Below are 11,887 nucleotides of genomic sequence, written 5' to 3'. Positions count from 1 at the left end.
TGGGGTTGACGCGTTGGCCCTGGGCTGGGGTGCCGAGGGCCGGAACAACGGAGGGAGTACGCCACTTGACGCTGGGGTAGCGCGGTGGCTGACGCTGGGTGGCGTAGTGGCCAGACCTTAAGAGGACTAGACCAACACGGTCAATAGGTCTGGACCTTTCCGCAAGTTTTGCTCAGGGCGGCTATCCGGCGGGAGGTGTCGGCGCCGGGCCCCGCAGGTCACGCGAGGGGCCGTGCCCCACCGCCCCGGGCAAGGGCGGCGTGACGTCCTCGGGCACCGGGACGAACCATCCGGAGGCTGAGAGAACTCTCATCGATCACCCGCCGACGGGTGGGTCCACGACACCCGGCACCGGACGGGCGACTCCGTTGTCGCGGGCTCCACTTCGGGGGAGGCTGGACGGCCGCCGCTCCCCGTCGGCCCACCTGTCACCTGTCGCCCGCCCTGGCCCCGTCCCGGCCGGGCGCGCCCCTCTTTCACCAGGCTCTCCTCGTCCGCCGCGGCCCTCGCGGCCTTGACCCTGACCTGCGGACCTTGCCCCTGACTTGCGGGTCAGGGGTTAGCGTCACGGCACTCCGGCAGCGGGCCGCCAGCCGTCCCGCTGTCCCGCTGTCCCGAACCTGCCCCGGGAGTCGCTGAGATGACCGCCGTCCTGCCCCGCACCAACCGTGAGATCCGGCTCGCCGCCACCCCCGAGGGGCTGCCCCGACCGGAACACCTCGCCGTCGTCGACACACCGATGCCGGTGCTCCGACCGGGCCATGTGCTGGTCCGCAACCGGTACTTCCTGGTCTTCCCCGGTCTGCGTACCCTGATGGGCGACGAGATCGACGGCGTACCGCTGCCCCCGCTGCGCGGCGGGGACACCCTCTTCGGGCCCGCGGTCGGTGAGGTCGTGGCCGTCCCGCCCGGCAGCCCGATGCGGGTCGGTGACACCGTCTCGCATCTCCTCGGCTGGCGGGACCACGCCCTGGTGGCGGACGCCGAGTGCGCCCTACTGGACGGGACGCTGCCCGACCCGGTCGCCCGACTGGCACCGGGAGCGGCGGCCTACGGGGCGCTGACCCGGCTCACCGGTGTCCGCGAGGGCGACACCGTGCTCGTCACGGGAGCGGCCGGGGCGGTGGGTTCGCTGGCCGGGCAGATCGCCCGGGTGCTGGGTGCCGGGCGGGTGATCGGCAGCACCGGTTCACCGGAGAAGGCCGCGCGGCTCGTGTCCGAACTGGGTTACGACGCGGTGGTGCTGCGGGGCACCGGCTCCTTCGCGGAGCGGCTCGCCGGGGCGGCGCCCGACGGGATCGACGTCCTGCTGGACACCGTCGGCGGGGAGCAGCTGGCCGCGGCGCTCGGCGCGGCCCGGCCGGGGGCGCGGTTCGCGCTGGTCGGCGCGCTGTCGGGGCAGTTGTCGCCGGAGCGGGGCGGTGGCAGCGCGCCGGTGCCGCTGGACACGTTCCGCCTGGTCGTGCGGGGCGTCTCGGTACGCGGATACCGGGGCGCGGACCATCCCGAGGTGGACGCGGAGTGGACCCGGCGCTTCGGCGGCTGGCTGCGTTCGGGCGAGCTGAGCTTCCCGCACACCCGGATCGCGGGTCTGGACCGCGCGCCCCGGGCACTGCCCGATCTGATCGAAGGGCGGTACTTCGGGGCCGTCGTCGTGGAACTCTAGAGGCGCGGACACCCACGGGACCGGTGCGGGTCCGACGGCACGTCATGGGAACAGGGTCCGAGCGGGACGGGGTGGCGCGGGATGCGGATCGGTGAAGCGGCACAGGCGGCGGGGACCACGCCCCGGGCACTGCGGTTCTACGAGCAGCGCGGGCTGATACCCCCGCCCGTCCGCAGTCTCGCGGGACAGCGCGTGTACGGGCCCGCCGATGTCGCGCGGGTCCGGGTCATCCGCGATCTGCTGGGCCTCGGGCTCACCGTCGACGATCTGCGCCGCCGCGCCCACCGGCTCCATCAGCTGACCATGAACCCCCCGCCCCGGTGCGACGCCGCCGCACCCGACGGGGCGCGCTCGGCGGTGGTCAGCAACAGGCTCGCGACCCTCGACGCCGAGATAGCCCGGCTGACCGAGCTGCGTGAACGCCTGGCGCGGCAAACCGGTGGCGGCTGAGGCGCCGCACCCGGAAGAAGCCGTACGGTCTCCCCGCGAGCGAAGCGGCGCGGGACGGAGGACGTGCGGAGGGCCAGCGGCGGAACCGGACCGGTGGCGCAACCGGACCCGCGCGGCACGGACCCGCACGGCACGGACCGGCGCGGACCGGCCGTCCGGGGTGGACGGCGCGGGGCGGCGGGGGCGGCGGGGGCCGGGGTGAGAGCATGCCTGCGGACATGTTTCCTCCTGCCCGTACCAGCCGAAAGCGGAACGCAGCCCTTCATGAATACGCACAGCTCCTGGATCACCCGCGTCGAGACCGGTGAGGACATCACCGCTGTCCGCGCCATCAACGTCGCTGCCTTCGAGACCGCCTCCGAGGCGGATCTCGTGGACGCGCTGCGGGACGATCCCGCGTGGATCGACGGGCTGTCCCTGGTCGCCGCCGGGGCCGACGGGAAGCCCGTCGGCCACGCGCTGCTGACCCGCTGCCATATCGGGGTGACCCCCGCGCTGTGCCTGGCGCCGGTCGCGGTGCTCCCCTCCCACCAGCGCACCGGGGCGGGCACGGCGGTGACCCGTGCCGCGCTCGCGGCGGCGGCCCTCCTCGGGGAGCGGTTCGTCGTCGTCCTCGGGCACCCGGAGTACTACCCGAGGTTCGGCTTCGGCCGGGCGTCGGAGCACGGGATCGATGTCACGATCGACGTCCCCGACGAGGCCCTGATGGCCCTGGCCCTCGACCCGGAGCACCCACTGCCGAGCGGCACCGTGCGCTACGCGCCGCCCTTCGGGATCTAGCGCACCGGTCGGGCCGACGTCGCCGGACCGTCCCTGGGCCGCGCCGCGTCCCGGCCCAGAGACCGACGGTCGAGGCCCGGCGCCCAGCCGGCCTCCCGGGGACCGCACGGGTCACTCCAGGCCGACGTGGGTGATCCGGTCGTCCCCCAGATCCGTCTGGACGCCGCGCAGCAGGACGCCGAGGAGGTCCGTCAGCAGGTCCCGCTGTTCGGCGCCGAGACCGGCGACGAGTTCGGCTTCCCGGCGCAGGACCTGACCGACGGTCGCCTCGACCAGTTCGTGTCCGGCCGGGGTCAGGGTCACCTCGACGGTACGGGGACGCCCCCGGCCGTTGTCCCGGACCACGAGTCCGTCGCGTTCGGCGCGCGCGACCCGCTGGGAGACCGCCCCCGCGGTGACCAGGGAGCGGCGGGCCAGCTCACGGGTGGTGAGCGTGTAGGGCGGACCACCCCTGCGCAGCACGCTGAGCAGGTCGAGGGTGGCGGCGTCGACCCCGAGGCGGGCGAGGACCCGGCGGCGTTCGTCGCCGAAGAGTTTGGCGAGCTGCCAGACCGGGGTGACGATACCGATGGAGGCGACCGGTACCTCCGGGAGTTCCCGTGCCCAGGCAGCGGTGATGTCCGGCACAGCGGCGCCGCCTCCTCCGCCTGCGGCATCCGCGGCATTCCTGGTATCCGCGCCCTGGTCACCCGGATGCCGTACCTGCTCCCCCGTCTTGTCGTTTGCCATGACGCCTCTCCCCATGCTTAATATTTAGACCTGAATTTAGACCTTAACGAAATGGTGGAGGCACAGCATATGACACGCGGTACGGCACGCACCGTCCTGGTCACCGGGGGTGGCACCGGCATCGGCCGGGCGATCGCACAGCACTTCGCCACCGAGGGGCACACCGTCGTGGTCACCGGTCGCCGGGCGGGCCCGCTCCAGTCGCTCGCCGAGGAGACCGGGGCCCGGGCGCTGGTCTGCGACCACAGCGACCCCGGGGCCGTGGAACGGCTGGCGGCCCAGTTCCCCGGGCGGCTCGACGTACTGGTCAACAACGCGGGCGGCAACACCGACTTCGACGGTGCCGACGCGGCGGACCTCGCCGGGTACGCCGCGGCGTTCCGGGCCAATCTGGACGCCAATCTCGTGAGCGCCGCCCTGACCACGAGGGCGCTGGAGGACCGGCTCGGTGAGGGCGGTTCGGTGATCCATATCGGCTCGATCGCCGCCGGTCAGGGCGCCGGTTCGTACGGCGCGGCCAAGGCGGGGCTCACGGCGTGGAACCTCTCGCTGGCCGGGGACCTCGGTCCACGCGGGATCACGGCGAACGTCGTCGCGCCGGGCTACGTCGGTGACACCGGGTTCTTCCGGGACCGGCTCGACGCGGACCGCCGTACTTCCCTGATCGCGGCCACGGCCCTGGGACGGGCGGGCGCCCCGGAGGACATCGCGGGCGCGGTCGCGTTCCTGGCCTCGCCGTCGGCGCGGCACATCACCGGTCAGGTGCTGCATGTGAACGGAGGCGCGTACACCCCCGGCTGAGCGCTCCGGCTCCGCCGGGGCCGGTCAGTAGCGGACCGCGGTCGCGACCTCGGCGGTGACCTCGCCGGAGACCTGGTGCGTGCCGCGGGCGGTGGCGTCCTTGGTGGCGCCGGCGGCGACATCCGTGACGCTGACGACGACCGTGTCGACCAGATTGCCGTCCGCGTCCTTGAAGTTGACCTGCACGCCGAACGACTTGGCGGAGTCGGCGGTGTTGCGGACGGTGAACGGCACGGTGGCGCGGCCTCCGTCGTCGGCCGCGCGGCCGGACAGGGTCACCTCGTCCCGGGCGTCGACGCCGTCGGTGATGTCGTCGAGCTTCTTCTGCGCGTCGGCCGCCGCCGCGGAGACGGAGTCGGCGGCCGACGAGGCCAGCGACGCGCCGACCGACGCCACGGCGGACGCGGCGTTCGACACCGTGCTCGCGGGGGTGCCGCCGTCGTCGGAGCAGCCGGTGAGGGTGACGGTCAGTCCCGTCAGCAGGGCCGCCCCGGCGGCGGTCCGTTTCCAGTACCCGTTCACGTTCCGCCTTCCGCGCAGCCGGTCAGTGCCCCAAGTCAAGGGCGCACGGCCGCGGCCCGCATGTCCGGGCCGCCGGACGGGTGAGCGGCGGGCGGGCCCGGACGGGTCAGAACGAGTCGCCGTACCAGTGCGCGGCGCCGGGCGCGGTCACCGTGCGGGTCACGGCGGCCCGCGGGGCGAGCAGCGGGCGGGCCATTCCTGAGGTGTCCGCGCCGGTGGTGACGGTACCGGGGGCGAGCAGCCGGGGTTCGGCCTCGGTGACGGCCGGGGACGGCGGCAGCAGGACCCGGACCCGGGTGTGCCCGGCGGCGCGGACCCGGTCGGCGAGGGCGGTGTACAGCGCGCCGAGGGCATCGGGGTGGCCGGGGTGCAGCGCGGTCTCCAGGACGTCGGTCCGGCCGGGGGCCGCCGGGCGGGCCACCAGCCAGCCGGTGAGCGTGCCGTCGGCGGGGTCCTCGGCCAGGAGGGACCAGCAGGGCCGGGCGTACAGGGCGGGGACGCGGACCCGCCAGTCGTCGGGGCCGCGTACGGCGGTCAGCGGCCGGGTCGCGTTGTACGCGGACTGGAGGCGGGCCAGGGCCGGGGTGTCGGCGGGGGTGACCGCGCGTACCCGGTGCGGGGTGGGTGTCTCCCCGGGTGCGGACGGGACGGTGTGCGGTGCGGCCAGTCGGCCCTCGGTGGTGGGGCGGGCGAACTCCGTCCAGCCGGAGCCCCGGTAGACACCGGGGGTGCCGGTGAACAGCAGGGACCAGGCGCAGCCCTCGTCGGTCATGGTGTCGGTTGCGGCGGAGAGCAGGGCGCGCACCAGTCCCCGGCCGCGGGCCTCGGGGCGGGTGGCGACGGAGCCGATGCCGCCGATCCGGTGCGGGGTGCCGTTCGCGTCGCGGACGCTGCGGGGCACGTACACGACCACGGCGTCGAGGGTGCCGTCGGCGCGGGCCGCGACGAAGGTGCGGTGGTACCGGCCGGGATCGAGGGCGTGCAGGGCGGGCAGCCGACGGACGCCGGGGAAGCACTCGGCCCACAGGGTCAGAAGGGCGTCGTCGTCGCCGGGGCGGGCGGTGCGGATCATGTGCGGACGTTCCCGTCCGCGTGTGCGGCGGGGCCGGTCCCGGGCAGGGCGGTGCGGCGGGTGCCGTGTTCGACGCAGGTGAACGACCGGCCGTCCCCCGCCCGCCGGTACCCCGCCACGACCACCACCGTGGCGGCCTCCGCGGTGACCGATACGCGGAGCAGCTTGCGTCGGGCGGTGCTGCCGTGCGATTCCACTGGTTCCTCCGGGGCGGCGCGGTCCGCGCGGGGGCGGACGGTGTCAGGGTCTGGGGACGGTGTTGCGGTACGGCGGCATGAAGCGCATCCGGGGCATCTGGTCGGCGAGCACTCCCCCGTCCACGACGAGCCGGGTGCCGGTGAGATAGGCGCCCGCGTCGGAGGCCAGCAGCAGCAGCGCGCCGACGCATTCGTCGGGGTCGGCGTAGCGGCCGAGCGGGATACGTGCGCGGTAGGCGGCCTCGAACTCCTCGCGGTCGAAGGGGAACTCCCCGTCGATGGGGGTCTCGACCATGCCGGGTGCGAGGGTGTTGGCGGTGATGCCGTGCGGGGCGAGCTCGACGGCGAGGGTCTCGGTGAGCAGCTGGGCAGCGGCCTTGGACGCGTTGTAGTGGGCGAGCCCGGCCTCGGCGACCAGCGCGTTCTTGGAGGTGACGGTGATGATGCGGCCCGGCACCCCGTCGGCGACCATGTGTTCCGCGATCCGCTGGGACAGGAAGAACACGGCGTCGACGTTGACCCGCATGACGCGCTGCCAGGACTCGGGGGTGATGGTGTTGTAGCGCTCCAGCGCGGCGGTGCCCGCGTTGTTGACGAGGATGTGCAGCGGGCCGCCGAGGTCGGCGCGGACGCGGTCGGCCAGCGCGGACAGCTCCCCGGTGCGGGCGAGGTCCTGGGTGTGGACATGGGCGCGGCGCCCGTGGGCGCGGACGGCCGCCTCGGTCCGTGCCAGCCCCGGGGCGTCCGGGAGGTCGACCAGGACGAGGTCGGCGCCCGCTTCGGCGAGGCCGACGGCGAAGGCCCGGCCGAGACCACGGGCGGCCCCGGTGACCAGGGCCGTACGGCCCGCGAGGCTGAATCGGTGCATGGGGATCGTTCCTCGGTTGGGGTACGGGTGCCGGGGCGGGCGCGCGGTGGCGGTCCGCCCCGGCGGCGCTCAGCCCGACAGGCCGAGCAGGGGCAGGGCGTCCCGGTGGATCAGCTTCTCCACCTCGTCCCGGTCGAGCGGGTCCAGACCCGGGATTCCGGGGACGGCCGCGACCTTCCGCAGTCCGGCGACGGAGTCGTCCACGGTGGTGAACGGGTAGTCGCTGCCGAACAGCAGCTTGTCCCACACGCCGTAGTCCTGGACCAGCCGCAGGCTGTGCCAGAGCTGGAAGGGGCGGTAGTGCAGGGCGCTGATGTCCGCGTACACATGGGGGTGTTTGCGGACGACCGCGATGCACTCGCCCTCGAAGGGGTGTCCCAGATGGGCGAGCACCATCCGCAGCTCCGGGTGGCGGATGGCGACGGCGTCGAGATGCCGGGGCATCGCGTACTCCAGCGGGGCCGCCGACACGAAGGTGGTGCCCGTGTGGACGAGCAGCGGCAGTCCGTGCCGTTCGGCGTAGGTGTACAGCTCGTCGTACGCCTCGTCGGCGGGGTCGAAACCGGCGTACATCGGCATGAGCTTGATGCCGCGCAGTCCGAGTTCCTGGTGGCCGTACCGCAGTTCGTCCCGCCAGCCGGGCTGGGTGGGGTCGAGCGACAGATAGCCGATCAGCCGGTCGGGGCGGGCCGCGGTGTAGGCGGCGACGGCCGTGTCGTCCACCCACAGTCCGCTGCGGCGGGCCTTGCCGCCGACGACGATGGTGCGGGTGCCGTCGGGTGCGGTGGCCGCGTACTCCTCCCACTTCACCGTGAGGTCGACCTCGCCCGCGTGGGCGCGGGCGGAGTCGGAGGCGAACGGGTCGGTGAAGTCGTGGCTGTGCCGGAACAGATGCGAGTGGACGTCGGTGATCACGCCTGCCGCCTCCCCGCGCCGGCACCGGACCGCGCGCGGGGGCGCCGGTGCTGGTTCATGTGCGGTTCCTCTTCTCCCAGCCGTCCTCGAACATGTTCCAGAAGCGGTGGGTCGGGGGGTGCTCCGCGAAGACCTCGTCGACGAGTTCGACACCGATCCCGGGTGCGGTGGGCAGCCCGATGTGGCCGTCCTCGATGGGGAGGGTGCCCTTGAGGGCCTGGAAGACATGGTCCTCCAGGAGGCCGTCGAAGGTCTCCAGGATCTTCAGATTGGGGATGCCGAGGCCGGCGTGCACGGAGACGGTGGTGCACAGCGGCGAGTTGGAGTTGTGCGGGGCGACGAGCATGCCGTGGCTGTCGGCGATGGCGGCGATCTTGCGGACCTCGGTGAAGCCGCCGGCCATGGAGAGGTCGGGCTGGACGATGTCGACGGCGTGCGTCGCGAAGAGCTGCTTGTACTCGTAGCGGTTGTGGAAGTGCTCGCCGCCGGAGAGGGGGAAGGCGGCGCGTTGCCGCAGTTCCGCGTAGCGCTCGATATGGGTCCAGGGCATCGGCTCCTCGAACCAGCCGATGTCGAAGGGCTCCAGCTCGCGGACGAGCCGGCTCGCGGTGGGCATGGCGAACCGGGCGTGGCCCTCGATGAAGAGGTCGGTGCCGGGACCGATGGCCTCGCGGACGGCGGCCACCAGATCGAGGGAGCGGCGCAGTTCGGCGCGTTCCAGTTCGTGCAGGCCGGGGCCGAAGGGGTCGAACTTGAGGGCGGTGAAGCCCTTCTCGACGGTGGCCCGGGCCTTGGCGGCGAAGACCTCGGGGTCGCGTTCGCCGTTGTACCAGCCGTTGGCGTAGACACGGACCTTGTCGCGGCAGGCGCCGCCGGTGAGCCGGTAGGCGGGGACGCCGAGGGCCTTGCCCATGAGGTCGTACATGGCCTGGTCGAGGCCGGACAGGGCGATGCCGCCCATGTCACCGCCGCGCAGGAAGTCGCCCTGGTAGACGCGGAGCCAGAGTTCCTCGATGTCGAAGGGGTCGGCGCCGATCAGATGGCGGCGGCCCAGCGACTCGGTGAGGGCGCAGACCTCGGCGCCGCGGTAGGGGTGGGTGATCTCCCCGACGCCGGACAGTCCCTCGTCGGTGTGGACGCGGACGTAGCCGAAGTCGCGCCAGGCGGTGCCCAGCATCAGGGTCTCGACCCGGGTGATCCGGCCGGCGGGACCGGCGGGGCGGGTGGTGTCGACGGTGAGCATCAGCGGACCGCCCCGCCCATGGTGGAGGCGTTCTCCAGGTCGCGGGCGCCGCCTTCGGCGAGGACTGCCTGGACGGCGGCCTCGGTGCCTTCGAGGAGCCGGTCGACGTCCGCGTCGGTGTGCGCGTAGCTGATGTGGCTGCGCTTGAGGTTGAGCGGCAGCTCGAACAGCCCGTGGTCGAGGAGTCGGCGGCGGTAGCCGACGAAGAGGGCGGCGTCGTTGGCGAGGAGGTCGTCGTAGGTGCGGGGCGCGTCGCCCGGCATGAAGTAGGTGACGAACACCGAGCCGTGGCCGGTGACGACGGCGGGGACACCGAGGCGGGTGTACAGGCTGTCGAGTCCGGCGCGGACCCGGGCGCCGAGCCGGTAGACATGCTCGTGGACGGGTTCCTCGCGCAGCTTGCGGAGGGTGGCGAGGGCGGCGGCGACCACGGACGGGTGGCCGTTGTAGGTGCCCGCGAAGAAGGCGGGGGCACCGGGCCGGGTGGAGAACAGGTCCATCAGGTCGGCGCGGCCGCCGATGGCGCCGACGGGGGCGCCGTTGGCGATGGCCTTGCCGAGGGTGGTGAGGTCGGGGGTGACCCCGCTGAGCTGCTGCCAGCCGCCGAGGGCGTGCCGGAAGCCGGTGATGACCTCGTCGAAGACGAGCACACTGCCGGCCTTGGCGGTCTCCTCGCGCAGGGTGGTGAGGAACTCCTGGTACGGGAGGAGGGCGCCGACGTTGTGGGGGACAGGCTCCACGATGACGGCGGCGATGTCCTGGCCGTGCGCGGCGAACGTCCGGCGGACGGCCTCGCTGTCGTTGAACGGGAGGACGAGTGTGGCGTCCAGGACCTCGGGGAGGATGCCGGTGGAGATGGGGTCGTGCCCGCCGACCTTCTCGGGCGCGGAGATGACGTTGAGGCTGACGGAGTCGTGCCAGCCGTGGTAGCAGCCCTGGAACTTGACGACGAGGCGGCGGCCGGTGGCGGCGCGGGAGACCCGCAGGGCGTGGAAGGTGGCCTCGCTGCCGGTGCTGGTGAGGAGCACCTTCTCCACGGAGGGGATCAGTTCGGTGAGCTGTTCCGCCAGCTCGACCTCGCCCTCGGTGACGCCGACGCCCATATGCCCGAGGGTGGTGCCCGCCTCGGCGGTGGCGCGGGCCACGTCGGGGTCGTTGTGGCCGAGCAGCGGGGGTCCGAAAGCCGAGTGGAAGTCGGTGAACTCACGGCCGTCGGCGGTCCGGAAGCGTGCGCCGGAGGTCGCGGTGACGACGAGATCGGCCAGTCCGGGAACGCTGCGCTGGCCGCTGTTCACGCCGCCGGGCACGACCTTGCGGGCGCGCTCGGCGATCCGGGCTCCGGAGGTGAGGTCCGGGCCTGAACTCATGGTGCTTGCTCCTTGCGTCGAGAGTCGTCGGCTCCGGAGGCCCTGCCCGGCCTCCGAACCCTGGCGCCATCCGCCCGGCAGTCGCCGCAGGAAGAGTGCTTCGGTTCGGTCTGTACGGGTTGCCGTACAGATGGGGTGTCACATGGTGCGAGTTTTTCAGAACACCGTTCTGCTGTGCAGAACAGTTCCTGAAGATTACGAGCGCCCCTCCCGCCGGTCAACCCCTTTCGGGGCGGTAGACCCGCTCGATATGACTAAACTGTTCGGTCATGACGAACAGAGCTGTTCAGGAGGACCCGAAGTACTGGGTCAAGAGCGTCGCCAGGGCAGCGGACATCCTCGAAGTCCTCGCCACCCCGGCGCCCGGCAGCGGACTGAGCGTCACGGAGGTGGCACAGATCTGCGGGATCTCCAAGAGCGCGGCGTTCGGCACCCTTCAGACGCTTCGCGCCTACGGCCTCGTCTCCGACGACGGCGAGGGCATGAACCGCCGCTACCGGCTGGGCATGGGGCTCTCCCGCCTCGGTGACCGGGCCCGTTCCCAGGTGTCCCTGCGCGGGGTCGCCCACCCGGTGCTGCGCGATCTGAGCCGTACGACGGGCATGGCGTCACGGCTCGCGGTGCCCGAGGACGGGCACGCGGTCGTGGTCGACCAGGTCGAGCTGGACCACCGGGTGCGCCTGGACCTGCGGATGGGGCAGCGCGAACTCCCCCACTGCACCGGGCTGGGCAAGGCCCTGCTGTCGGCGCTGCCCGAGGCGGAGGCCGCGGCCGTGATCGAACGGCACGGGCTGCCCCGCCGCACCCCGCGGACCATCACCGACCCGGCGACCTTCCTCGCGCATCTGCGGGACATCGACCGGGTCGGCTACGCGCTGGACGACGAGGAGGACGCCGAGGGAATCCTGTGCATCGGCGCGCCCGTCCGTGACGACCGGGACATGTGCGTCGGCGCCATCAGCATCACCGGGCTCAAGCTCGGTCTGCCCGCCTGGCGTTATCAGGAGCTGGGCGGCCAGGTGCGGGACGCGGCCCAGCGGATCAGCGAGGCACTGGGGTGGGCCGCCCCCGACCAGGCCGGGGACACGGCGCCGGGGGCCCCTCGGGGCTGAACACACGGGCACGGACCGTGCGACGGGGATCGGAGGGCGGTGTTCCGGTCCCCTGTTCCGCGTACGCGGGGCGGCCGGGAAGGTCCGGGTCCCCGGGGGCGGGGAGCCCGGTCCCCGTTCCGGGTGCGCGGCCGTCGAGCGGCCCGGAAGGTCCGGGTCCCCGGG

13 protein-coding genes are annotated in these 11,887 nt (G+C 73.3%); 5 read left to right on the top strand and 8 right to left on the bottom strand.

The window, feature by feature from the left end:
• Positions 1-640: 640 nt before the first annotated feature.
• The 3 genes from AB852_RS25665 (at position 641) to AB852_RS25655 (ending at position 2,896) form a co-directional block, all read left to right on the top strand.
• On the top strand, positions 641-1,666 hold the full coding sequence (locus AB852_RS25665; protein WP_073792565.1) for an MDR family NADP-dependent oxidoreductase: 1,026 nt from the start codon (positions 641-643) through the stop codon (positions 1,664-1,666).
• Between the two features lie 81 nt (positions 1,667-1,747).
• Positions 1,748-2,116, top strand: a complete 369-nt coding sequence (locus tag AB852_RS25660; RefSeq protein ID WP_073792564.1) for a MerR family transcriptional regulator — start codon at positions 1,748-1,750, stop codon at positions 2,114-2,116.
• A gap of 264 nt (positions 2,117-2,380) precedes the next feature.
• A complete protein-coding gene (locus AB852_RS25655) occupies positions 2,381-2,896 on the top strand; it encodes a GNAT family N-acetyltransferase (RefSeq protein ID WP_073792563.1) in 516 nt (171 codons plus the stop codon).
• 111 nt (positions 2,897-3,007) lie between these two features.
• Here the strand turns inward: AB852_RS25655 and AB852_RS25650 are convergent, their stop codons facing one another.
• Positions 3,008-3,625 carry a MarR family winged helix-turn-helix transcriptional regulator gene (locus tag AB852_RS25650; RefSeq protein WP_079184916.1) on the bottom strand — a complete coding sequence of 206 codons (618 nt, stop codon included), beginning with the start codon at positions 3,623-3,625 and terminating at the stop codon, positions 3,008-3,010.
• Positions 3,626-3,676: 51 nt separating this feature from the next.
• Between AB852_RS25650 and AB852_RS25645 the strand changes: the two genes are divergently transcribed.
• Positions 3,677-4,426 (top strand): SDR family NAD(P)-dependent oxidoreductase, encoded by a 750-nt coding sequence (locus tag AB852_RS25645; protein WP_245876915.1) that lies wholly within the window; start codon positions 3,677-3,679, stop codon positions 4,424-4,426.
• A 24-nt stretch (positions 4,427-4,450) separates the two neighbouring features.
• On the opposite strand, the gene AB852_RS25640 is transcribed toward AB852_RS25645, so the two are convergent.
• The 7 genes from AB852_RS25640 to AB852_RS25610 all read right to left on the bottom strand — a co-directional run bounded on the left by AB852_RS25640 (position 4,451) and on the right by AB852_RS25610 (position 10,610).
• Complete coding sequence (locus AB852_RS25640) at positions 4,451-4,948, bottom strand: FxLYD domain-containing protein (protein ID WP_073792560.1); 498 nt, start codon at positions 4,946-4,948, stop codon at positions 4,451-4,453.
• Positions 4,949-5,054: 106 nt separating this feature from the next.
• On the bottom strand, positions 5,055-6,020 hold the full coding sequence (locus AB852_RS25635; RefSeq protein WP_073792559.1) for a GNAT family N-acetyltransferase: 966 nt from the start codon (positions 6,018-6,020) through the stop codon (positions 5,055-5,057).
• Entirely contained in the window at positions 6,017-6,217 is a 201-nt protein-coding gene (locus AB852_RS25630; protein WP_073792558.1) for a hypothetical protein, read from the bottom strand. Before AB852_RS25630 ends, AB852_RS25635 begins: the two co-directional genes overlap by 4 nt.
• Before the next feature lie 43 nt (positions 6,218-6,260).
• Complete coding sequence (locus tag AB852_RS25625; RefSeq protein WP_073792557.1) at positions 6,261-7,085, bottom strand: SDR family NAD(P)-dependent oxidoreductase; 825 nt, start codon at positions 7,083-7,085, stop codon at positions 6,261-6,263.
• Between the two features lie 69 nt (positions 7,086-7,154).
• A complete protein-coding gene (locus AB852_RS25620; protein ID WP_073792556.1) occupies positions 7,155-8,000 on the bottom strand; it encodes an amidohydrolase family protein in 846 nt (281 codons plus the stop codon).
• 55 nt (positions 8,001-8,055) lie between these two features.
• Positions 8,056-9,243 (bottom strand): mandelate racemase/muconate lactonizing enzyme family protein, encoded by a 1,188-nt coding sequence (locus AB852_RS25615; RefSeq protein WP_073792555.1) that lies wholly within the window; start codon positions 9,241-9,243, stop codon positions 8,056-8,058.
• Complete coding sequence (locus AB852_RS25610) at positions 9,243-10,610, bottom strand: aspartate aminotransferase family protein (protein WP_073792554.1); 1,368 nt, start codon at positions 10,608-10,610, stop codon at positions 9,243-9,245. Before AB852_RS25610 ends, AB852_RS25615 begins: the two co-directional genes overlap by 1 nt.
• A gap of 269 nt (positions 10,611-10,879) precedes the next feature.
• Here AB852_RS25610 and AB852_RS25605 point away from each other — a divergent pair, with 269 nt between their 5' ends.
• Positions 10,880-11,722 carry an IclR family transcriptional regulator gene (locus AB852_RS25605; RefSeq protein WP_073792553.1) on the top strand — a complete coding sequence of 281 codons (843 nt, stop codon included), beginning with the start codon at positions 10,880-10,882 and terminating at the stop codon, positions 11,720-11,722.
• The last annotated feature ends 165 nt before the right edge of the window (positions 11,723-11,887 follow it).

The organism is Streptomyces uncialis (genome assembly GCF_001905345.1).
GTDB classification, from domain to species: domain Bacteria; phylum Actinomycetota; class Actinomycetes; order Streptomycetales; family Streptomycetaceae; genus Streptomyces; species Streptomyces uncialis.
This window is presented reverse-complemented; position numbering and strand designations above follow the sequence as displayed.

What these genes read in the sequence shown, in the direction of transcription:
- AB852_RS25665 (WP_073792565.1), top strand. Translation starts at nt 641, where the DNA reads ATGACCGCCGTCCTGCCCCGCACCAACCGTGAGATCCGGCTCGCCGCC.
- AB852_RS25660 (WP_073792564.1), top strand. Translation starts at nt 1,748, where the DNA reads ATGCGGATCGGTGAAGCGGCACAGGCGGCGGGGACCACGCCCCGGGCA.
- AB852_RS25655 (WP_073792563.1), top strand. Translation starts at nt 2,381, where the DNA reads ATGAATACGCACAGCTCCTGGATCACCCGCGTCGAGACCGGTGAGGAC.
- AB852_RS25650 (WP_079184916.1), bottom strand. Translation starts at nt 3,625, where the DNA reads ATGGCAAACGACAAGACGGGGGAGCAGGTACGGCATCCGGGTGACCAG.
- AB852_RS25645 (WP_245876915.1), top strand. Translation starts at nt 3,677, where the DNA reads ATGGTGGAGGCACAGCATATGACACGCGGTACGGCACGCACCGTCCTG.
- AB852_RS25635 (WP_073792559.1), bottom strand. Translation starts at nt 6,020, where the DNA reads ATGATCCGCACCGCCCGCCCCGGCGACGACGACGCCCTTCTGACCCTG.
- AB852_RS25625 (WP_073792557.1), bottom strand. Translation starts at nt 7,085, where the DNA reads ATGCACCGATTCAGCCTCGCGGGCCGTACGGCCCTGGTCACCGGGGCC.
- AB852_RS25615 (WP_073792555.1), bottom strand. Translation starts at nt 9,243, where the DNA reads ATGCTCACCGTCGACACCACCCGCCCCGCCGGTCCCGCCGGCCGGATC.
- AB852_RS25610 (WP_073792554.1), bottom strand. Translation starts at nt 10,610, where the DNA reads ATGAGTTCAGGCCCGGACCTCACCTCCGGAGCCCGGATCGCCGAGCGC.
- AB852_RS25605 (WP_073792553.1), top strand. Translation starts at nt 10,880, where the DNA reads ATGACGAACAGAGCTGTTCAGGAGGACCCGAAGTACTGGGTCAAGAGC.